Genomic DNA, 22,976 nt, shown 5'->3' on the forward strand with positions numbered 1-22,976 from the left:
TTGAGGTGAAAGAAGATGAAAGTTATATGTGAAGAATGTAAGCGAGAATTTGAAATGACACAGGACAAGTTAAAAGAGTCCTATATTGGAGCCATGCTTACAGAAGTATATTATCATTGTCCTAACTGTAATAAAAAACATATAGTTGGTGTCATGAATGCAAAGTGTAGAAGATTAAAAAGAGCTATGCAGATTGAAATAATGAGAAAATTTGCTTCAAATAACAATATTGATTTAATACTTCAGGACAAAAAGATAGATGATATACAAAAAGCACTGCATCATGAGATTAATAGAATAAATGGAAAATAGAGCATGTAGTAATTTAACGATAGTCATATAGTTGTTATACTATGTTAGCAATATAAAGTAGCATGAATATATATAATAAAGAATTATAGATTTGTAATAGATTTTCCCAGTATGTACAATTAAGTCATAAGGGGGAAGGAATTATGAATATAGAATTAATAGAAAGAACTATAGAGTCAAAAATGCATTATGTAAAAAGTGCAAAAGGAAATGAATATAGATACAGCTTATATAGAGATTGGAGAGAGGATAAGTCAAATCCTAAAGACAAAAAGATTATTGCTATAATGCTTAACCCTAGTAAAGCAAAATGTGTAGAAGGTGATAATACCATAACTAATATAACTAATTATTTTAGTGAAGATGGTTTCGAAAGGCTAACTGTATATAATTTATTTGCTTTAATGAGTACAAATCCCCAAGAACTAAAAAATCGAGAGATTCTATATGAAGAAAAAAATATAGAATTAATTAAAGAAGGTTTAAAGGATATAAATAGTGAAGATATTATTTTGATTGGATGGGGAAGAATTGATGGTGAAGCTAAATATATTAGGGAGCAAGCGAATAAAGTTTTGAGATTACTAGAAAATCATATAGAAAATTTAAGATGTTTTAAAGACAAAAAGGGAATAATGCCAAGGCATCCAGTTATAATCGGAAAAGAGTGGACACTGCCACATTATGAAATTAAGATGTATGAGCTATAAGAGAGTAGAAATCTACTCTCTTTTATTTATCGCCTTTTAACTAAGTATGCAGGCGTAAAAGAACAAACTTAGGAACTCTATAAGCGTGTCGAACACGTAAAAAACGAAATGGAGGAATTAATAATGGCAATTTTAAAAGAAATCATAGGTGAAACAGCCTATAACACTTTATCAGAAGAAGTTAAAAATAAGTATAAAGAAGTGGATTTAGTTGATAGTTCTAACTATGTTCCTAAGGAAAGATTTACTCAGGTTAACGATGAGAAGAATGACTATAAGAAGCAGATAACTGAAAGAGATAAGCAATTAAATGATCTTCAAGCAAAAGTTAAAGATAATGAGGAATTGAGTAAAGAGATAGAAGCTCTTAAGACAGCCAATTCAACAACTGCTAGTGAATATGAAGATAAGCTTAAGAAAATTCAATATGATATAGCACTAAATAATGCATTAAAAGATAGTAAGGCAAAAGATATAAACCTTATTAAAGCATTACTTGATAATGAAAAGTTAAAAGTTAATGGTGAGGAAATAATTGGACTTAAAGAGCAATTAGAAACTATCAGAAAAGAGAAAGATTACTTATTTGAAAAAGACGTCCCTGGGACTGGTTCATTTAATACTGGTGGAAAATCAAGTTTAGGTAGAGAAGGAGATTTAAGTTTAGGGGAAAGGTTAGCAAAAGAAAAAACTGAACAATTAAAATCAAGTGAAGATGCAAATAAATTCTTTAAATAAGGGAGGAAAAAATAATGAGACAAAGTTCAACATCCATAATGGGTGAACAAAAAAATATTCTAGCTTTAGCTGGGCACTTATTTCAAAACACCAATATCAAAGTATCCAACACTGTAGCAACTTTAACAAATGGAATTTTACCAGCTGGTACCATAGTTGATAAGAATGGTAAGAGTGTTAATACAGCTGAATTAGGTTCAAGTGCTTTTGGAATTGTATACGAAGATGTAGACTTTACAAATTCAAAAGGAACTGAGGTTGTACCAGTTACAATATTTGGATTTATTAAGGCAAGTGCATTACCTGCTACACCAGTTGCAGAAACTAAAGCAGCTTTAAAAATGATTCAATTTCTATAAAATTTAAGGAGGGAAAATAGATGAATTTAGTAGATTTTATAAATGCAACACAAATAGCTCTATATGTTAAAAACTTACCACCTCAAACAACAATCGACGAGGTGTTATTTACTAATGCAAAACAATGGGGGACTGAACTTGAACTTGCTAAAGGTTCAAGACAAAGACCAGTAGCTTTAAGAATGTCAACATTTGATGTAGCTGTTAAACCAAGGGCGCTAAAGGCGAGCTTAGACCTTAAAAAGAAAGAACTACCTTTCTTCAAAGAATCTGTCTTAATAAAAGAAAGAGATAGACAAAATTTAATGATGGCTATGCAAGCCAATAATCAAAATTTAGTTGACCAGCTTATTTCACAAATTTATGAAAATTATCAATCTTTAGTAGAGGGTGCAAACGTACAAGCTAGAAGAATGAGATCACAAGTGCTTCAAAAAGGTGAAATTAATATTGTAACAGAGGATGGAGATATAGTAGTTGATTATGAAATCCCAACAGCACATAAAGAAACTTTAATAGGACTAGCTACTTGGGATAATGTTGATGCTGATATAGTTGGAGACTTGGTTAGATGGATGAAAGCACTAACCAATGATGGGTATGCTAAACCAACCAGAATACTACTTACTGATAAAACATTTGGATATGTAAAATTGAATGCAGCTATTATTAATGAGTTGAAAGCTAGAAATATTGGGGCTGTTATTGTAACTGATCAGGACATAATCAATTATATAAACACAAAGCTTGGTTTATCTGTTGGTATTTTGAATGGTACATTTAAGGATGAAGAAGAAAATACATTAAACTATTACGAGGATGATCTTGTTACTTTAATACCAGATGGAGCTCTTGGAAAGACTGTGTATGGTACTACTCCAGAAGAAGCTGATAAAGTATTTGGTTCAGGTAAACTTGATACTCAAATAGTTAATACAGGAGTAGCTATCACAACAATGCTTAAGGAAGATCCTGTTACTATTGAAACTAAGGTATCACAATTAGTTTTACCTTCATTTGATAGAGCTGATGAATGCTTCTTTGCAAAAGTTAAATAGGTAAGGGGATTTTCTCCTTGCCTTATTTTTATATTTGAAAGGAATGATTAAAATGGCAAAAGCTAAAGTAAATGCAGAAGAAAGAAATGTGAAGGTAAAGGCTAAGAAAAACTTGAAATATGATAAAGATGTTATAAAGAAAGGTCAAGAATTCTTAATGAGAGAATCTGATGTTGAAAATGATTCTGATAACTATGAGTTTATTGGAAAACTAGAGAAAAAACCTGGTAATGGAGCAGATAATAATAGTGATGGCGATGGTAATAGTGGAACTGGTGATGGAAATGGCAAACAAGAGTAGGTGAGGCATAAATGGATGAATTAACTCTTTTAAAGTTATTGATTCAGGAAAAAAAGTATCCATACTTTACAGATGAGGAACTCATCGGATTTCTTGCATTGAATAATAATAGTATTAAACTCACTGCTTCAAAGCTATGTCTTATGAAAGCTGATGGAGAAAAAAGCATTAAAATTGGGCCAATAACAATTGAAAACGCAAGTCCAGATTATTGGACAAATCTTTCAAATCAATATCTATCTGAATATAATGCAGAAAATACATCGACTTCATCAAGCGGAGGATATTATAAATCTTCTATGAGAAGGAGCGATGAGAAGTGATAAATTTAGAAAGAGTTAAAGGACAAGTTCTTAAAGCTATTTCTATAAAACCAACTCACATTTCACTTATGAGAAATGAAGTAGATAGCAATGGAATGCGAGGAGGGAAAAAAAGAGCCGATTTAGTTGCTAAAATAGATGTTTTCATCGATGATTCAAACCATAGTAATGTAGGTGGTAACAATAAGATTACTGGGGAAGGTAAAGAAGCTGGAAGCATATACTCAGTGAAAAACATATCAATGCTGATTGTAGCAGAAGGTTTTGAGGTAAAAGTAGGGGACTATTTTGAGCTTAATGGACTAAGATATGAGGTTACTTATCCTGGATTAATCATGGGAAATATCTATGAATCAGATTTGGAGGTAACGAATTAATGTCAGATGGACTAAAAATTGATATGCAAGGATTAGATAAAGCAATGAAAAACCTAAGTGAGTTTACACCAAAGCTTAAAGCAGCACTGCTATTAGACGCTCAAAACATAGCATATAGCATGGAAAAGTGGGCGAAAGAAAAAGGAAATGCAATTTGGGAAGATAGAACTGGACATGCAAGACTTTTTTTAGGAGCAACAGTTAAATGGAAGAATGTTGATGAGTTAATGGTGTCATTAAGTCACTATGTGGATTATGGAGTTTATCTTGAACTCTGCAATGAAGGTAAATATGCAGTTCTAGAAAAAGCTATTCAAGAATTCGCACCTCAATTTCTAGAAGGATGGAAGAAAATAATAAGTTCTATAAAGGTGTGATTTAATTATATGACAAGAAAAGAGATATTTGATATTTTAGATCCAGTGTATCCATGCTACGCAATTGGTGAACATGAAGGATTATGCAAAGAGCCACATATAGTACTTAAGTTTGATAATCAGATTAATAGCTTAAATAATAGCCAGGGTGGATGGCAGATAATTCACATTTTCTGTTATGTTCCTTTGGGAGATATAACTGAATTAGATCAAATGATTATAAAAGTAAAAGAACTATTGAAAGGCAAGTTAGAGGATACTGGCACAGTTACACCAGAAATAATAGATGAAAGTATAAAAGCATATACAAGGAGACTAACATATAAAAAACCTAAGGAGGTAGTATAAAATGGGAGTAAGTTTTGCTCAAGATGGAGGAGATTTTTTATACAATGTAGTTAGAGTGGATATCGAAGAATTAGACTCTACTACATTTGATGTTAAAACTGATGGTAAAAAAATAAAAATTGATTGTGACTCTGAAATTGGACTTGATCCACAAATAAATGAAGGTAAAAAGAATACATTAAGGGATAGTAAAAAGATACTTGCCCAAGCAGAGGATGAAGATCTATTAGAAGCTCTTGGATTAAAGTTGACTTCTGTTAAATTTCCAGTTCAAGCTATGCCTTTAGTACAAGGGGGAACCATAAGATACGATGAAGCAGACCCTAATAAAATAGTAGGGTATGATGCAGCTACAATGGCAGAAGGAGTTGCCAATAAAAGATTTCTAAAAGTAACCGCATATGTAGAAAACTACGAAGGTGAAGCAGTTCTAAATTATGTTAAGTTTACATTTTGGAAGTGTAAAGGAACACCTATTAAATTTGATTTAAAGAAGGAATTCTTTGCTCCTGAGTTTAATCTTACAGCAAAAGAAAATTCAAAACTAAAGAAGCCAATATATTCTATTGACTATGTTGATTTATTACCAGCTTAAAAGAGAGCATTTAAAAGCTCTCTTTTATATTTAAATATATTTAAAGGAGGAATATTAATGCCAGTTACAACATTAGAAGAATTAAAGGCTAAGAAATATATTGAAGTACAATTACCAGGTTGGGATATTGATGATGTTTTTAATGTTAAGTTACAGAGAGTTAATCTTTTAGATTTAGCATCTAAAGGTAAGATACCTAATCCACTAATAGGTACAGTAGTTGAAATCTTTAAAGGGAATGCTGTTTTACCAGAGGATGAAACATCGCTAAAAACTATAAACGAACTAGCAGAGTTATTTGCAGAGGCTACAATGGTTGAGCCAACATTTAAAGAAGTTGAAAAAGTAATAGGACTTACGGATGAACAAAAAATCATAATATATAATTATGCAATTAGAGGTGTAAAGGCACTAGAACCCTTTCGTAAAAAGCAAACAGATACTGAGCCTATTGGGAATGAGTCAGAGATATCAAAAAAGACCAAGTGAAATCTTAAACATTGAAGATGAATATGAATCATATTGCTTTGACGAAGCATTAGAAGAATTCATTTTAAATATTGAAAAAGGAAGAAAACCAAGATTTAAAAGTGAGAGAAAAAATAAAGGAGATAATCCAGGTCTTAAGTTACTATTAGGATCTAAAAGAATCATTTAGAAGTGGTTCTTTTTTTATTGCCTTATAGAAAGAAGGTGAGAAATTGGGTACCGATTTAGGAAGTATTTATTCATCTTTGGATTTAAGATTAAATAAATTTGAATCATCTATTTCTAAAGCCATACAAGGATTTTATTCATTACAAACAGGTGTAGAGAAATCAAGTTACTTTATGGATCAAAGTATATTTACAGCTGTTAGTAATATAGATAAGTCCTATAGAATTTGGGAATTATCAAGTAATCGAACAGGTAAAGAATTACTTGATAATTCAAATAAAATAGATTCATTAAAAGCTCAAATAAAATTATTAGACGATGAAATTGTAAAGTCTGAAAAGACTATGCAAACAATAGAAAAGCAATGCGGAAATAACTCAAAAGAGGCTGAAGAGTATAAGTCACATTTATTGGATTTAAAACTTTCTCATGCAGAATTATCTAAAGAACTTGATAATACCGCAAAACAAACAACAACATTATCAGGAAAGTTAGATTTGTTAGGAAAAGCTTATGATTCCATTGATGAAAAAGTTTCAGGATTAAAAAGAATAGGTCAAACAGCTAGTGATTTAGGGTCTAAATTAACAATGGGAGTTACATTACCTATTGTTGGAGCAGCAACTGCAGCCGAAAAGTTTGCTATGGATTTTGAATCAGGAATGGCTAAAGTTTCAACTATTGCAGATACAACTAAGGTTCCGATAGATGAACTGAAGCAAGGAGTAGTTAATTTATCAAATGAGACAGGCACATCAACCAAAGATTTAAATGATGCATTATATGAGACTTTATCAGCTGGTGTTGATACTGCTAAGTCAGTAGGTTTCTTAAATGTAGCTATTAAAGCAGCAAAAGGAGGATTTACAGATACAGCTACTGCGGTAGACGGACTCACGACTGTTCTAAATTCCTATGGATTAACAGCTGATAAAACTAATGATATAGCAAACCAAATGCTAATTACTCAAAACCTTGGTAAAACAACCTTTGGAGAACTAGCTGGAGCCATTGGTAAAGTAACTCCTATTGCAGCAGCCTTAGGAATTACAACTAATGAATTATTCAGTTCCTTAGCAAGTACAACAGCTCAAGGTTTAGATACCAGTGAATCTGTCACAGCCCTAAAGGCTTCAATGAGTAATATTGTAAAGCCAACAAAAGAAGCGAGTGATGCAGCTGAAATGTTAGGAATAGATTTTTCTGTAAGTGCTGTAAAATCAAAAGGATGGATAGGATTTTTAAGTGATGTAAAAGAAAAGCTTAAACAAGCAAGTCCAGAGTTTGCAAATGTAAGTAATCAAGTCACTATAAACGCAAGTAAAATGCTTGAGTTAGAGAAGGCCGGTAAAAAGAATACAGAAGAATATAAGAATTTATCTAAAGCAAATAAAAATTTGACAACGGATTTAGAAGCATTAGCTAAAATGTCTGACAGTCCCCTTTCTGCATTTGCTCAGATGTTTGGTTCTGTAGAAGGATTAAATTCTATATTAATGTTAACATCAGAAAATGGTATGCAATTATATAATGAGTCAATGAGACAAATGAAGGACAATACAGGAGCTTTAGATGATGCTTACAATAAAATGTCTGAAACTACAGAAACTAAATTTTCAAAGGCACTTAATAAAGCTAAGAATTCGTTGATGGAACTCGGGGTCAAGGCCTTGCCAGTAGTTGATAAAGGAATTGATTTACTATCAGGCTTATTAGATAAATTTGATAGTTTAAGTCCAAGTACACAGGAATGGATCATAAAAATAGGACTTGCCAGTGCCGCGCTCGGACCGCTATTAAGTCTTACTGGTGGTGCAATTAATACTTTTGCTAATCTTCTTACATTAGGGCCTAAGATAAGTACATTCTTTGGGTTATTTAAAGGTGCAAGTACAGTAGCTACGGCAGTTGAAGGAATAGGAACTGCTGCTACAGTAGCTGAAGGTACTGCAGCTGGCGGAGGAATATTAGGATTAGCTTCTAGTTTCGGAGGTGCAGCACTTGCATTTGCTCCATGGTTAGCAGGAGCAGCAGCAGTTGGCGTTGCTGGATATTCAATTTATAAAAGTTTAAATGAAGAGATTATCCCGAGTGTAGATTTATTTGCAGATAAAGTTGAATATACTGCAACTTCTACTCAAGAAGCATATAACTCCATGGGAATGGCAACTGAAACAACTGTAACTAAAATTAGTGATGGAACTAAGAAAGCAGTTGGATCCTATATCGAATTAGATAATCAAGCAAAAGAAAAAATGCAAGATCTATACATTAACTCTACTGGAATTTCGGAAGATATTAAAAATGAGATGACTGCCAAGTTTAATCAAATGGCAACACAAGTAATTCAAGGATATGAAAAGCAGAGAATTGAAAGTATTAAAAGTCTACAAAATATGTTTTCTCAGCAAAATGAATTAACTTCAACTGAACAAGCTGATATATTAGCTAAAACAAATCAATATTATACAGACAAACAAACCCAAACACAGAACTATGAATCACAAATAAATACCATTATGGCTAATGCTTCTTCTCAAAAAAGACAACTAACAGCTGATGAGACTTCTGAGATTACGAAGCTTCAAAATGAGATGAGAGCTAATGCTGTAAATGCATTAAGCCAGAATGAAATCGAAGCACAGACAATACTACAGAGAATGAAGGATTATGATGGAAGAATAACAAGTGAACAGGCAAGTGAGCATATAAAGCAGCTTAATGAAAGTAGAGATAAAGCAATTCAAGCAGCGAATGATGAATATAATCAGAGAATATCAGCTATAACCAGACTAAGAGATGAAGCGCATTCAATAACTGGTCAACAAGCAGATGAAATGATTGCTGAAGCTCAAAGACAGAAAGATGGCGTAGTTTCCAATGCTCAACAAACCAGAGATAATGCTGTAAGTACTATATTTGGAATGAATGAAGATTTAAAAGGAAATGTTGATTCTACTACAGGAGAAATAATGAAATGGTATCAAAGAATATCATATTGGTTAAGTACTCCAGAAACCAAAACCATAACTGTGAATACCTACTATAAGCCACATGGTAACGCTACAGGAACTGATAAAATGTCAGGACCTGCAATGTATGCAAGTGGAACAAACAACTTTGAAGGTGGACTTACTACATTGCATGAGAGAGGATATGAGGTCTATGATTTACCTCAAGGAACTAGGATATATAATCATCAAGCTTCAGAGGATATGGTAATGAAAACAGCCAAAGAGGTTGCGCGAAGTGTATTACAAAATATTAATACTCCAAATGGTGGTGATATAATAATACCAATAAGTATAGCAGGTGAAGAAATTGATAGAATTATTGTTCCAAGAGTTAGTAATAAATTAGCAACAAATATTTTGAGGAGGAGGTAGTACAAATATTGTTAATAAATAATATTGATATTAATAACTTTGGATCAAATCTCTTAGAAAAACAAATAAGTACTGCGGAATCAAATATTATTAATGAATGGATTGACGGTGCATTCAGACCTATTGTATTAAATAAAAATAACAAATATATAGCTGTAAATTGCAAGTTTGTAGTTAAGGGAGATACTAAGCAAGCATTAGAGGAAAAGAAAAGTGTATTTTTGAAATATTTAGAGATATGTACTGTGAAATTTGAAGATATTGATTTCTATTTTGATTGCATATTACAAAGCAAATCAAATGAATATATTGGTACAGATGTATGTGATAATTCAGAAGTAGAAAGAGCTGATGTTTTGCTAGTATCGGGATATAAGTATAAACCTGAAACAACAGAACTACTTAATAGATTATCTTCTAAAACACTAAATGTCCCTGGAAATATAGAAACACCAGCTATAGTAGAGATAACACCTTCAGTAAGTTTAGTTGATTTAGTAGTTACTGGTTTAGGCGATTCATTTACGATTAAAAACTTAACTGCAGGACAGAAGGTTATTATAAGTGGTGAAGATGGTACAGTGCTTCAAAATGGAGCAAATAAATTTGGTGATTATGATTGTTGGGATTTTCCTAAACTTCAACCAGGAGCAAATACAATTACTTTGAGTAAAAACTCATGTGACGTGAACATAAAATATAAACCTAGATGGATATAGAGCTATAAAGCTCTTTTTTAATATCTAAAAATGAAAGGATGATTAATAATGTTAAAAGTAAATAAGAATATTACTTTAAGTGGAATAAGTGAAGTAAATGGAGTTCAAGTTGTGTATTTAAATGCAACTATTTCTACAGATGGGACAAGTAATGCAACTGTTACTAAATCAATAGTTAATCAAGAGTTGTACTCTAAAAATAAAACTGAAGTAAGAGCAGATATGGATGCATTTGAAAAAGAGGTATATAAAGTGGAAGATGAAGTTTTAGGAGGTATACAATAATGGGAGTAAAATTAAGCAATGAAAGAATAGTAAATGATGCAGCAAAGTTAAAGGAAATAGCACAGAAGCAATTACAAATAAAAGCTTCTTACGCTATAGCTAAGAATATAAGTAAAATTGAAAGCGAACTAAAAATATATAATAAAGAGAGAGAAAAGCTTATAGATAAGTACGCTGAAAAAGATGAAAAAGGAAATATCATTTCCTACGAAAATGGCAATGTGAAATTTAAGGATGATTGTATTGATCTGTGGAATAGGGATATTAATGAGCTTTTAGCAATAGAAAATGAAATTGAGATTCATAAGTTCTCTATATCACTTTTAGATAATTGTCACATATCGGCTTCAGAACTTATAGCAATCGACTATATGATAGAGGAATAAACCTAATTCCTTTTCAGAAAGGAGGAAGGAATGCTTCAATTATATGATTTAGATAAAAATAAGATAGCAGGATTAAACAATTATAAGGATTTGTTTCTAGAGAGGACTTTAGATGGTGATGAAGTACTCTCTTTTTCTTACCAACAATCAGATCCTAAGTATGACTCTATAAAAGAAGAATTCTATATAAGGACGAAGAAAAATGAGTATGTAATTAAAGAAATAAAAGCAGATTATGATTGGACTGGATTCGTAGGGAAAGTCAATATTGAGGACTTGAAGGGAAAGACTTTTCCTTTTTTTGAAAGCGTTGAACAAAGTTGCAGTAATTCAGTAAATTTAGCCTTAGTAGGTACAGGCTGGACTATAGGAAGTTGTGATGTTATCAAGAAGAGAACTGTAAGAAAAGCAAATTGCAGTTCATATGATATTCTGCAAGAAATTAGAAAAGTTTATAGGTGTGATTTTAAGTTTGATGCTATAAATAAGAAAATTTATGTTTATCAATCTATGGGTTCTGATAAAGGGACTTATTTTAGTGATAATTTGAATTTGAGAAAACTTAGCATACAAAGTAGTTCATATGATTATTGCACTAGGCTAATTCCGAGGGGTAAAGATAGTCTTAGTATACAGGATATCAATGGTGGCAAAGAATATGTTGAAAACTACCAGTACTCAACTAAGATCATAACTGTATATTGGGAAGATAACAGATACACAGATGCTCAAAGTTTATTAGAAGATGCTGAAGTTAAACTTGATGAATTATCTAAACCTATACGAGCCTACAATGCAGATATATTTGATTTGGCAAATTTAAATGACAAGTATAAAAATATCTTAGATTATGATCTTGGAGATACTATTACGCTTCTTTCTAAAGATAAAAAAGTTAAAGAAAAGCAAAGGATAGTTAAAATAGTTGAGTATCCAGATGAACCTGAACGAAACTCATGTGATATTGCAAACAAGTCTCTAAGCTTTGAAGATATTCAAGCTGAAAACCAAGCAGTTATAGATTCTGCAGATACAGTTTTAACAAGTGATGGACGACTAGATGGAAGTAAGGTTGATAGCATAGATGCAGTTACTCAGATTAAAAATCTTGATAGTGAAGTTGCTAGAATAACAAATCTTACAGTCATTGATGCAAATATTGCTGACTTATATGCCAATAAAGCTTCAATTGATTCTTTAAATGCTACTATAGCAAGAATAGGAAATTTAGAAGTTACAAGAGCAACAATAACAGATTTAAGCGCAGTAGCAGCAAGAGTTGGAACACTTGAAGCTGGTAGTGCAACTATTACGGACCTTAACGCTGCTAATGCAAAAATAAGTACTTTAGAATCGAGAGCTGCATCTATAGATGATTTACTTGCAGGAAATTTATCAGCTGCAAATATGCAAGCAGGATTTATTACTGCAGGTAGTGGATTAATTGCGAATGGAGCTATTAATGATGCTATGATAAATAATCTTAGTGTTAGTAAAATTCTTGCTGGAGATATTAGTACTACTAAGTTTAGGATAGTTTCTACAAGTGGGAATATGTTAATTTCTGATAATACCATACAAATTAAGGATTCAGCTAGAGTTAGAGTTCAAATAGGAAAAGATGCAACAAATGACTATAACATGTATGTGTGGGATAGCTCAGGAAATCTAATGTTTGATGCTACAGGTCTTAAGGCTAGTGGTATTAAGTCTAAGATAATTAGGGATGATATGGTCAGTGATTCGGCTAACATCAACGGATCCAAGATAGAGAAAGAAAGCCTTGTTGCCCAGGTAAATGGAGCTACTAGTACATTAAAAGCTAGTAAGGTAAAGCTAGATACTGAAAATCAAACTTTGGATGTTGCATTTACGAGTTTGAAGAGCACAGTGGCTGATACCGCAACTACGGTTAGTAACCAAGGAACAAGTATAAGCACAATTCAAGGTCAGATAAGTACTAAGATATGGCAGCAAGATATAACTACCGCAGTACAAGGTGTTAAGATTGGTGGAAGAAACTTACTACTAAATTCAGATTTTAGTAGAGATATGGATAAATGGACAGCGATAAATGCCGTTATAGATAGTACAGACCCACTTAAGGGCAAGTGTGCAAGCATAACAGGAGTAGTTGATGCTAACGGAAGATATGTTAGACAGATTTATAATACTACAGACCTAAATAAAAATAGTTCATTTGTTATTCAAGCTAAATACAAGAGACAAAATTTAGTTATAAGTACACTAAATAATCCAGTAGTTATGCTATATGTTATATTGAGGCTTAATGATGGCTCAAGTAAGTTCTATGAGAATAGATTTGTAAGTGGAACAGATACAGATTGGAATTTTGCAGTAACTAAGGTAGAGGCTAATCAGAACATCAAGCAAATAGAGGTATATGGATTTGGTAGGTCATTCACAGGTACAGTACTATTTGACGAGTTTAAGTTAGAAACTGGAGATAGAAATTCAGATTGGTCAGCAGCGCCTGAAGATACACAAGTTGCAATAGACAATTCGATAACCGCTAAAATAAATGACCTTAACGCAATGACTAAGCTATACGGTCAAGAGCTTTTAAGCCAAAACTTTAAAAAAGGAATTGACGATAAACCGCTTATTGTGTTTAGTCCAGCAGGAGGAACTTATTCTTTAGTTAATGGAATATTAGCAGCCCCAATAACAGACCAGTATGTAATAAAGCTAACCAATTCCACTTATTTAAATAGTGATTTTATTCCTATTGATTTAACAAGTCCTTTTTATACTATGTTAAGCATTTATAATGAGGCTACAACTAATGGTACTTTATATATTGGAATTGAGTTCTTTGATAAAGACAAAAACCCAGTAGGAACAAATAATGCTTGTTATTATACAGTACAAGTTGATTCAGCTAATATACCAGTAAACACATGGAAGACATTTGAAGGATTCATGACAGTAGCATCTAATGATAGCGTTAGATTTAAAGCGGTATATGTTAAGCTAAGAATACTTACAAGATGGAGTGCAAATACTGGAGTAACTTATATAAAGGATATTTCTTTCAAACAATTAAGTACACAGATAATTCCAACAACGGTAAATAGAATCACTACCGCAGAGAGTAGCATAACACAATTGAATAATAGCATAAGCTTGAAAGTTGATAGTTCAGATTTTACAACTTATAAGACTTCAAATGATGGAGCAATTAGTTCGCTAACTTCGAGAATGAATGCAGCTGAATTGAAGATAACAAGTGATGCAATAGTATTTACGGTTAGAGGTTCAACAGCATATACAAATGATTTAGTATCTAAAGCTAATCAGAGTGCTTTAGATACTACTAATAATAGCTTAGGTGCATTAACTACAAGAGTATCTACAGCAGAGTCAAGCATTACACAGTTAAATAATTCTATTGCTATTAAGGTTTCTCAAACAGATGTGCAGAATTATGTAAACTCAAGAGGAGCTAATTTAGTTAGTAATGGAAATGCTACTTTAGGCAATAACACTAATTTTAGTAGTTTCGTGTTTGATGGCTCGGATTCATATTTCTCAGGAGGGTCATTTAAGGATGCTGTATATAATTCAGTAAGGTATTCAGATGAGCTAATCCCAGTAGACGTAACTAAAACTTATAAACTATCGATATGGGCTAAGACTAATCCATATACAGGAGCTAACTTTTATTTAGGAGTAGCAGAATTTGATTGTGATGGTAACTCAATTACAATGGGCAATCATAGTTATACGGCTAATACTTTATCGAGTTTAACCGTAGACCTTAAAAACGGAGACACGGTGGTATACTTAGATAATGTAGATAATTGGGATAACAATACTACTATAGCGGGTAAAAGAGGATTTATATTTTGGGATTGGAAGAATAAAGCAGGATATTTATACCCACCTCAGACATATTCTAGGCATCTATCGGGTTCAGACATATGGGCTAATGGTTCAATTGACACGGTTAATAAGACCATAACGCTAAGGTCAGCATGGACAGGAGGAACAGTTGTAGCAGGAACTAAACTTAGCCAACTTGGTTATGTTAACGCATCTACTTATAAGTATATTGCAGCTGCTAAGGTAGCAATTCCAAATTCATGGACACAATATACAGGAGCTATTGGAGGAATAGACACTACTGGAGATAATGTAATGAGTAAATTTGCATACGGAACAGCTTATGTAAAGCTATTGCTTTTAAATAATAGAGATGTTACAGGCTCTACAGTATGGTATTCAAATTTAAGTTTCGGAGTAGATTCAGCATCTCAAAGTGATTTAACGGCATTGACTACAAGGGTATCCACTTCAGAGACAAGTATAACACAATTAAGTAATTCTATTGCATTGAAGGTTAGTAAGTCAGATGTAGAAACCATAAAAAATAATGTAATCAAGTTTAGGTATGTAAGAGATTGGTTAAATAATTCTACAGCTGGTAGTGGAAATCATTGGACAGAAATAAAAGTAATGCAAGGAACAACCAATTTAGCTAAGAGTAAAACACCTACAGCGGTAACAGGTACAGTTACCAACCCCCAATATGCAACTGACGAAGGATTAAATAGCAATAATAATGGTCAATATTCTACTACCACATCAGGCTTAAACGCTTTAGTATTAGATTTAGGAGCGGTGTATGATAATGTGGATTATATTCAAGTTTGGCATTATTATTTCGATGGAAGAACATATCACGGAACTAAGACAGAAGTAAGCGTAGATGGAGTTACATGGATTCCATTGTTCGATAGTGCAATATCAGGAGAATATAAAGAAACTGCAAATGGTCATGTTGTAAATGCTAATATAGGGAATGTAGTTAATAGAATTACAAGTGCAGAGGCATCTTTGACAGTACAAGCTAATTCGATATCAGCTAAAGTAGATAGTAATGGAGTTATAGCAGCTATTAATTTAAGTCCCGAAACTGTAAAGTTAAGTGCAAGTAAAATTGACCTATCTGGGTATGTTACTATATCAAGTTTAATAACACCAGGTTCAACAACTATAAATGGAAGCAACATAATTACAGGTACAATATCAGCCGATAAAATTGCTGTTGGCACTTTAACTGGTTTCACCCTTCAGACTGCAGCAGATGGATCTAGAGTAGTTATGTCAGGAAATACTATAAACAGCTACAATTCATCAGGTGTTAATATTGTGACTTTAGGTGGCACTGAAGGAACAATAACCGTGAAAAACCCAAATGGGTCACTCATAATGATGATAGGGAACACTAATCCTAATTATCCATATTGGCCAGTACATGTTAATACTACCATTGGTGCAAATGCATTTGTTTCTCTTTCGGGGGCGGCTAAATTAGAATATGATTATTTTATGGGGATACAAGCAATAGTCGAAAGAGTTAGAGGGCAAAGTAACGCAGAAGTATTTAATATAGGTAGTGGTAACTGTGGTGTTGACATGGGCGGTGGAGATGCAAGATGGAGAAGAGATGCATCTAATTATATGTTATATGCTACAACTGGAGCATATTTCTATTTTGGTAGTACGCAAAGACACTCGCTAAATGCAAACGGGACTAAGAGTGGAGGATCAATTGAAGTAGATAATACTAATTATGGATTATCTCCAGTAGACAGTCCTAAGGTATTAATCGAGGATGTTTTATTTGATGTAGAAGTTAGCAAAGAAGGGACAATCATAGAACTAGATGATAGACTTTCTAAAGTGTTATATGGATATGCAGTATTCCCAAGCGTTGGATCTGCAGTAGTAACTGAAAAGACAAAAAACTCATTTAAGGTTACTGGGTATACAGGTACACTTGATTTTAGAATAATAGGCAAGAGAATAGATTCCACTGAAGTAGATTGGCTAGTATTATATTAGGAGGTAGAGGAATGGCACTGAGTAAAGAGATAACTGCACCTACAGGGGCAATTGCAACATATTGGACGGTTCAATCAATAGCTATGAATTATTTAGATAGGAGATCACAAGTAATCATATATGGATATGCTAACGAGGAAGCGAGAAATAACTTGCCATCCACTTATGTACACAGGAAGATATACAATATATACGGAGATGATTTTGATATATTCGGTACAGATGAGCTAAGCATGGCAGAAATGTGTCCAGTTAAAGCTTGTTATGGATATATAAAGATGCATGATGCAGATTTTGAAGATGCAATTAATGTATAATGAGTGGATTTAAGTATATGGAGCGCAAAGCTCTTTTTTATTGCATGAAAAAAGGAAGGTCAAGTATATCACTTGGGGGTGATTATACGCTAAATGAAGCACCTTCCTTATTATTCAGATTATTGACAACATTAAGAGTTTTATACAATGTATAGAAAAAGATTCTAAAACATATTGAAACAGAACAAATGTTCTCGTATAATATCATTTAAAGGAGTGGGTTATATGAGAGTACTAGATAAAAAGTGTGAAGTCTTAACTAGTCATGACCTTGAAGGAAATATGAAACCTCATGCAATTATGATAGAAGATGAAGAAGGAACACAAAAAGAAATAAAAATATGCAAGAGACTTCTACCAAGAAAAGAAAAAGCAAACAAAATAGAAATCCTAGTATATAGCTGTCAAGCTACAATAAATGGAGTAATACGGTATTTAGAACTTAAGTATAATAAGGAAACTTGCAAATGGGTACTATGGAGAATGTAGGTGAACAATTATGAATTGTAAAAATTGTATATATGAGAAATGTCTAAAGAGGACAGACAAAGAGTTTTCTATTTGCCCAGTTGAAACGGCTAAAAGGAATAGTAAAGATCGAGAGAGTTGATTATTCAGCTCTCTTTTTATTTTACAAAAAAGTGGAGGTGTATGATGGACAATTTAACATTAGGCTTAATTTGCACGCTTATTGGTGCTGCAGGTGTATTAATTACTCAAAAAAGAAACTTTAAGCAAGATACAAAAGAAGAGACAAGCAATTCAACTAGGGTAGAAATAAAGCTAGATTATGCTATCAATGGGATAGATGAGATCAAGTCGGATATAAAGGATACAAAGAAAGATGTTAATACGCTAGCTGATAGGCTTACAAGAGTAGAAGAAAGTACAAAATCAGCACACAAAAGACTTGATGAATTTGAAAAATAATAAAGGAGGAATATGTTATGTCAAAAATTGCTTATAGAGGTGGTCATAATTTTTTAGCAGTTGGTGCAAGTGCATTAATTGATGAAACTACAGAGGATAGAAAAGTAAAGGATGCAGTAGGAAAGTATCTTCGACTAGGTGGAGCAGAAACACTGGATGTAACACCAGGAGATTGTGATGTGAATACAGATTTAGCTTATGGTGTAGATAAAGCTAATAACTGGGGAGCAGAGTACTTTATTAGTATTCACTTTAATAAAGCATATGCAAATTATATTGGATCAATAGGTACAGAAACATGGATATATGGTACTGGTGGAGATGCTGAGCCTATGGCAATAAGAATTACTAATGAATTAGCAAGCTTAGGTTTTAATAACAGAGGTGTAAAAACTTCAACAGGCCTTTACGAGTTAAGAAAAACTAAAATGAGTGCAATTATAGTTGAAGTTTGCTTTGTAGAAGCAACAGATGACGTGGCATTATACAAGCAAATTGGATATGACGAGATAGGTTTAAAAATAGCAGAAGCCATTTTAAATAAAACAATACAAGTTACTACACCAGTAACTCAAGCTAAGGAGGTAAAAGATATGGGGAATATAGTTGTTTATGGAGCATTAGCAGATTTAGATGCGGCAAATATTATAGCTGACAAATTAAATTGTCCTACAATTTATGCACTAAGACCTTATGACTATTCTAAGTATAAGAATGTGGTTTGTGTAGGAGCAAATCCTTCAAATGGATGGACTTCTTATAAGACTAGATTAGTCCAAGGAATAAATCGAGAAGATACTTTAAATTTATCTAAATCATTTAAATTATAAAAAGTTTTAGGAGGAATATATTATGAAAGAATTTTTATTTGAAAACAGATTTGTAATTGTGGTTGTTTTAGCAGTGCTACTATATGCTATGTTTGAGTGGAATAACTTCAAACAAATTACTTACAGCTTAATGCTTCAAGCAAAGAGATATGCTAAGGATCAAGTTTTACAAAGTGGAGATGAACAGGTTGAATGGGTAATTAATAAAGCATATCAATTTTTACCTGCAAGAATAACTCTATTTTTATCTAAGGATCTATTAAGAAAAATAGTAGAATACCTATATAATAAACTCAAGGATTATCTAGATGATGGACAAGTAAATAATAGTATAGGGTAGTTAATAGCCATGGCTTAAAATATTATTAGGTCATGGTTTTTTTGTTTTTATAATGGAAGTAAATCAGTCATATGTTGTTTATACAACTTTAAAAGGAGTATTTACATTTAGTGGATATATTATGATATAATAATTAAAAAGTCACTATTAATAAGAAATCTTTTTGTACTTTTAGATTAAATATTATTTCTAAGGTGCTTTCTATAAGATATTAGAAATCCTAGTAATTAGGTGGTTTTATGAATAACAAAGATAAGATGGTTCTTTTAATAGAAAATTTATATGAGATTGATATAATTAGCGACTTTGGGGATTAGTTAAAGCAATGTAGGAAAAGTTACTATGATAACAGGTAATATTTCAAATTGGTACGCATATAAGAGCGATGTTAGGCAAAATGTTAATGAATAAGAGGAAATAAATAAAAATAGTATAAAATATTTGAAACATACATTTTCAACTTATTAAATAAAATAATGATATAAGTTGAAAAGATTATGCAAGCTAATATGAATAAACCACTTTTATTCATAAAAGAGGATTTATTTCCTTTATGTCGAATTAAAAAAATAATATAATAACTTTGGCTTTTTATTGAGTTAATTTATATCTTAAATAATTAATAGTTTAGGGGGGATTATATGAAGAGTAAACAGATACGAGTCTTGATAACATTAAACTTGGACAAGGATTTTAAAAGTTATGAAAGTATAGCTGCTTTAGGACAAGCCTATCACGGTGAAGTGTGTGAAGAATATGCAAGATTATTATTAGATGAAGATTTACAAGATGATATTTTTATCCAAGATAGTGAAGTTATTTTAGATTTTGATAGCATTTGTAAACTGGAAACATATAGTGAGCTTTTATCCAATTTAGATAAAGAAATATCAAAAGAATGCAATATAATAAATGGTGAGATAGAATTGAGTACTATATATGATACAGAGGAAGAAAAATTTCTGAATTATTTTGAGGAATCAAAACAACATAAAGACAAAGGCATAATGTTCGTTGGATATACATTATTTATGACTTATAAAAATTTTCCTTTGGTAAATGAACTTTCTCCTCATTTTGCAGAAGAAAGTAGTTTTTATGCAAAATCACTTTTTAGAGTTGAAGGAAATTATAATGATATACTTAAAGTGGTATATGATTTTGATCAGTATAATAATACTTTGCAAGGAGAATTACTTAAGAAATATATTGAATCAAGAAAAGGGGAAATGTTATGAGTATAGCATCCGCAGATATTTTAAACTACAGTTATAATAATAATAAGTTAGGTAAAATAGCTTCTTATAATGGGTCTATGTATCTGGAGGTATATTCAAAATATTTGAAAATTAAAGAATATAAAAGCATATTGATGGATAGTATATTAAGAAAACAATCTACTAAAAAGGAATTATCCATTATGAAGAAAAGAGAATTTGTCTATAATCCATGGATAACAATAAATAAAGATACAGTATCTGTTTATAATAGTATGCTTAAAAGTTATTCCAAATTTTTAAATTCAGCTCATTATGATTTTAAAGTAGACAAAAGAGTTAAAAATCAAAATATAAAAGAATTAATAAATCTGTTAGAAGATGATTTCTGATGCTAAAAGTAATGAATGCTCTTAAAAAGTTACCTTTATTTAGAGGGCAGATATATTTAGCGTCTGTTCCGTTTAAAATATCGAATACACCTAATTTTTTTTATTGTTATGATGAGCTGTGTAAAAATGAAAATAATAATTGTTGGCTAAGTAATGGAAAAAAAATAAAGTTACAAATTAACAGAAAAGCATATTGTAAAAGTTGTACTAAAAAAGATTTTAATATGTGTAAAGGAGTAGTACACAAATATAAGTTAAAAGATATGACAATGGAAGAGCGTACTGATAGTGCAAATTCATACAATCTAATTAATAAGATAAAATTAAGACCATATTTAATTTTGTCTTTTGAAATGACAAAAGATATAGCCTTATATGAAGATTATGTATTTGGAGTACCTATATATTCACTTAAAGAAAAACATACTGAGGATGAAGAATTTATGGGCTTAATTAAGTCTGGTGGTATTGTTCCATTTTATTATATTGATGAAAAAACAAATGGAATCTCTAAGCCATCCTTCGCTGATTTATGTTATATTACGCCTATTCATAAAGATAATTTAATTTCATTAAAAGGTTATTTAGAACCAGAGGATTTATATCAGGTAAATCAAAGAATAATAACTTTTTTAGATTTGTATTCGTTCAATAATTCATGTGATTTATCGATTCTAAAGCTTCAAAAAGAACATTTGGAAAAACAATTAAATATTATTAATAATAATATAGAAAAAATAGAAAGAGATTCTAAGAATAAAAAGTAATTAAAAATTGTTTTAATAGATACAGAAAAGTGGTAATAAATCCGAAAAAATTATTTTAATTTCATATATATTATATGAAAAGATAAAATGAGGAGGGTTTATTAAGAAAATAAATCTAGATGAAATGTTAACTATCTACTATCACTAAAAGAGTCTTATTACAGTGAACAAAGAGGTAAAAGTTCTGAATTAAGAATTATAAAGATACTTCACAATAAGTTACTTATGCATCTTCAAAATAGAGGAAAGCTTGAAAATATTACATTAATTGAATAAAATATATAAAGCCTAGGATGTCATTCCTAGGCTATTTTTTATTTGCCACGAAGCTCAAACCAATTTTCCTTATATTTTTCTTCTAAATCATTTAATAATGCCCCTAATTCAATTATTTCAGAATAATCTCGTCCTCCACCTTCTTTATCATTAAAGTATGCTTCCAAAAGTTCATAATTATCATAAGGAAGTTCTTTAATGTCTTTCATAACTCTTCTACACATACCATTGCAATTGTCTATATATGAATACAGGGCTATAGATTTTATTTTATATTCATTCATAAAATTCACCTCTATATAGTATTAGTAAGGTTAATTATTTAAATACTAAAATAAGAAGGAAATGTTTAACATTAGTATAGAATAATGAAATGGCCTAGAGGGAGATATAAATCCTTCTAGGCTTTTTTTATTTACGATTAAAAGCATAGTGAAATTAAAAATTAAATATTATACAGATAATTACAATTGCATTTAATACAAGAAAAGAAACTGCAAGTGCTGCTAGAAAAAAATAAGTTAATAATATATTAATAAAATCTTCATCCACAATTGTCACCTCATTAGAGTATTGACAAAGCTCGTAATTATATACAATGTGAAATATATATAAATAAAAAGAGAAGATGTATGCACGCATCTTCTCTTAAACCCTATCTTATTAAAAGAAAGGATCAAATGACAATATTAATTATACATTACAATGAGTGTATATACAATATTTGGCTAAAAATTATATCTAAGTTATTCATTTATTAAGTAAAAACCAGTATAGATTGATATTAAATTCTGGTTTTTATTTTTTTGCAATAAAAAAGGGTGGTATAAATTTTACCACCCTTCTCATTTCCGAGCTTTGGGAAATGATTGATATTCTATTAATTATAGTATAAATAAAATCTAAAAAAAAAGCAAATATTTTCAAAAACCTATTGACTTAGTACGTAGAATGTCATATAATAATATCAGGGGGTGAGTTAATGATTGATATTCTATTAAAAGTCTTAGGTGTCACGTACTTAATATTACAAATAATAGATAAGTGCATAGACATTGTAGACAAGTCAGAGAAGTGAACAAAGGGAGGAGAAATCCTCCCGACT

Annotated in this window: 27 protein-coding genes; 26 read left to right on the forward strand and 1 reads right to left on the reverse strand. The window is 31.3% G+C overall.

The genetic code is table 11. The features are described from left to right. The first annotated feature begins 15 nt into the window (after window positions 1-15). The 26 genes from L1S47_RS15635 to L1S47_RS15760 all read left to right on the forward strand — a co-directional run bounded on the left by L1S47_RS15635 (window position 16) and on the right by L1S47_RS15760 (window position 21,595). On the forward strand, window positions 16-312 hold the full coding sequence (locus L1S47_RS15635) for a hypothetical protein (protein ID WP_238884505.1): 297 nt from the start codon (window positions 16-18) through the stop codon (window positions 310-312). 143 nt (window positions 313-455) lie between these two features. Then, window positions 456-1,022, forward strand: coding sequence for a DUF1643 domain-containing protein (locus tag L1S47_RS15640; protein WP_238884509.1), 567 nt, complete (start codon window positions 456-458; stop codon window positions 1,020-1,022). Between the two features lie 123 nt (window positions 1,023-1,145). Beyond that, the gene (locus L1S47_RS15645; RefSeq protein WP_238884511.1) at window positions 1,146-1,760 is read left to right on the forward strand and encodes a phage scaffolding protein; all 615 of its coding nucleotides are present in this window, start codon (window positions 1,146-1,148) and stop codon (window positions 1,758-1,760) included. 14 nt (window positions 1,761-1,774) lie between these two features. Next, window positions 1,775-2,119 carry a hypothetical protein gene (locus L1S47_RS15650; protein ID WP_238884513.1) on the forward strand — a complete coding sequence of 115 codons (345 nt, stop codon included), beginning with the start codon at window positions 1,775-1,777 and terminating at the stop codon, window positions 2,117-2,119. 20 nt (window positions 2,120-2,139) lie between these two features. After that, window positions 2,140-3,177, forward strand: coding sequence for a major capsid protein (locus L1S47_RS15655; protein ID WP_238884515.1), 1,038 nt, complete (start codon window positions 2,140-2,142; stop codon window positions 3,175-3,177). Window positions 3,178-3,229: 52 nt separating this feature from the next. Continuing rightward, a complete protein-coding gene (locus L1S47_RS15660; protein ID WP_238884517.1) occupies window positions 3,230-3,478 on the forward strand; it encodes a hypothetical protein in 249 nt (82 codons plus the stop codon). Window positions 3,479-3,489: 11 nt separating this feature from the next. After that, window positions 3,490-3,801: a hypothetical protein gene (locus L1S47_RS15665; protein ID WP_238884519.1), complete on the forward strand. Its 312-nt coding sequence runs from the start codon at window positions 3,490-3,492 to the stop codon at window positions 3,799-3,801. After that, entirely contained in the window at window positions 3,798-4,178 is a 381-nt protein-coding gene (locus tag L1S47_RS15670; protein WP_238884520.1) for a hypothetical protein, read from the forward strand. Before L1S47_RS15665 ends, L1S47_RS15670 begins: the two co-directional genes overlap by 4 nt. Further along, window positions 4,178-4,555 (forward strand): hypothetical protein, encoded by a 378-nt coding sequence (locus L1S47_RS15675; RefSeq protein WP_238884522.1) that lies wholly within the window; start codon window positions 4,178-4,180, stop codon window positions 4,553-4,555. Before L1S47_RS15670 ends, L1S47_RS15675 begins: the two co-directional genes overlap by 1 nt. A gap of 9 nt (window positions 4,556-4,564) precedes the next feature. Next, on the forward strand, window positions 4,565-4,903 hold the full coding sequence (locus tag L1S47_RS15680; RefSeq protein WP_238884524.1) for a hypothetical protein: 339 nt from the start codon (window positions 4,565-4,567) through the stop codon (window positions 4,901-4,903). A gap of 1 nt (window position 4,904) precedes the next feature. Beyond that, the gene (locus L1S47_RS15685) at window positions 4,905-5,498 is read left to right on the forward strand and encodes a hypothetical protein (protein ID WP_238884525.1); all 594 of its coding nucleotides are present in this window, start codon (window positions 4,905-4,907) and stop codon (window positions 5,496-5,498) included. 57 nt (window positions 5,499-5,555) lie between these two features. Then, the gene (locus L1S47_RS15690; RefSeq protein WP_238884527.1) at window positions 5,556-5,987 is read left to right on the forward strand and encodes a hypothetical protein; all 432 of its coding nucleotides are present in this window, start codon (window positions 5,556-5,558) and stop codon (window positions 5,985-5,987) included. Continuing rightward, the gene (locus tag L1S47_RS15695) at window positions 5,956-6,156 is read left to right on the forward strand and encodes a hypothetical protein (RefSeq protein WP_238884530.1); all 201 of its coding nucleotides are present in this window, start codon (window positions 5,956-5,958) and stop codon (window positions 6,154-6,156) included. The genes L1S47_RS15690 and L1S47_RS15695 overlap by 32 nt, the downstream gene beginning before the upstream one ends. A gap of 43 nt (window positions 6,157-6,199) precedes the next feature. After that, window positions 6,200-9,541, forward strand: coding sequence for a phage tail tape measure protein (locus L1S47_RS15700; RefSeq protein ID WP_238884532.1), 3,342 nt, complete (start codon window positions 6,200-6,202; stop codon window positions 9,539-9,541). Between the two features lie 8 nt (window positions 9,542-9,549). Continuing rightward, the gene (locus L1S47_RS15705) at window positions 9,550-10,260 is read left to right on the forward strand and encodes a phage tail domain-containing protein (protein ID WP_238884533.1); all 711 of its coding nucleotides are present in this window, start codon (window positions 9,550-9,552) and stop codon (window positions 10,258-10,260) included. 48 nt (window positions 10,261-10,308) lie between these two features. Beyond that, window positions 10,309-10,545, forward strand: a complete 237-nt coding sequence (locus L1S47_RS15710; RefSeq protein ID WP_238884534.1) for a hypothetical protein — start codon at window positions 10,309-10,311, stop codon at window positions 10,543-10,545. After that, a complete protein-coding gene (locus L1S47_RS15715) occupies window positions 10,545-10,931 on the forward strand; it encodes a DUF1617 family protein (RefSeq protein WP_238884536.1) in 387 nt (128 codons plus the stop codon). Before L1S47_RS15710 ends, L1S47_RS15715 begins: the two co-directional genes overlap by 1 nt. 30 nt (window positions 10,932-10,961) lie before the next feature. After that, entirely contained in the window at window positions 10,962-16,802 is a 5,841-nt protein-coding gene (locus L1S47_RS15720) for a phage tail spike protein (protein ID WP_238884538.1), read from the forward strand. Between the two features lie 11 nt (window positions 16,803-16,813). Continuing rightward, window positions 16,814-17,119, forward strand: coding sequence for a hypothetical protein (locus tag L1S47_RS15725; RefSeq protein WP_238884540.1), 306 nt, complete (start codon window positions 16,814-16,816; stop codon window positions 17,117-17,119). Window positions 17,120-17,344: 225 nt separating this feature from the next. Beyond that, complete coding sequence (locus L1S47_RS15730) at window positions 17,345-17,608, forward strand: hypothetical protein (protein WP_238884542.1); 264 nt, start codon at window positions 17,345-17,347, stop codon at window positions 17,606-17,608. 165 nt (window positions 17,609-17,773) lie between these two features. Next, the gene (locus L1S47_RS15735) at window positions 17,774-18,049 is read left to right on the forward strand and encodes a hypothetical protein (RefSeq protein WP_238884544.1); all 276 of its coding nucleotides are present in this window, start codon (window positions 17,774-17,776) and stop codon (window positions 18,047-18,049) included. Between the two features lie 17 nt (window positions 18,050-18,066). Further along, window positions 18,067-18,879, forward strand: coding sequence for an N-acetylmuramoyl-L-alanine amidase (locus L1S47_RS15740; protein WP_238884546.1), 813 nt, complete (start codon window positions 18,067-18,069; stop codon window positions 18,877-18,879). Between the two features lie 22 nt (window positions 18,880-18,901). Then, window positions 18,902-19,219, forward strand: coding sequence for a hypothetical protein (locus L1S47_RS15745; RefSeq protein ID WP_238884548.1), 318 nt, complete (start codon window positions 18,902-18,904; stop codon window positions 19,217-19,219). A 641-nt stretch (window positions 19,220-19,860) separates the two neighbouring features. Then, a complete protein-coding gene (locus tag L1S47_RS15750; RefSeq protein WP_238884550.1) occupies window positions 19,861-20,457 on the forward strand; it encodes a hypothetical protein in 597 nt (198 codons plus the stop codon). Further along, entirely contained in the window at window positions 20,454-20,828 is a 375-nt protein-coding gene (locus L1S47_RS15755; protein ID WP_238884551.1) for a hypothetical protein, read from the forward strand. The genes L1S47_RS15750 and L1S47_RS15755 overlap by 4 nt, the downstream gene beginning before the upstream one ends. After that, window positions 20,828-21,595: a hypothetical protein gene (locus L1S47_RS15760; protein WP_238884553.1), complete on the forward strand. Its 768-nt coding sequence runs from the start codon at window positions 20,828-20,830 to the stop codon at window positions 21,593-21,595. Before L1S47_RS15755 ends, L1S47_RS15760 begins: the two co-directional genes overlap by 1 nt. Before the next feature lie 314 nt (window positions 21,596-21,909). Here the strand turns inward: L1S47_RS15760 and L1S47_RS15765 are convergent, their stop codons facing one another. After that, the gene (locus L1S47_RS15765) at window positions 21,910-22,155 is read right to left on the reverse strand and encodes a hypothetical protein (RefSeq protein WP_238884554.1); all 246 of its coding nucleotides are present in this window, start codon (window positions 22,153-22,155) and stop codon (window positions 21,910-21,912) included. Window positions 22,156-22,976 lie beyond the last annotated feature (821 nt).

This window comes from Clostridium sp. YIM B02551 (assembly GCF_022324735.1).
Lineage (GTDB): Bacteria > Bacillota > Clostridia > Clostridiales > Clostridiaceae > Clostridium_T > Clostridium_T paridis.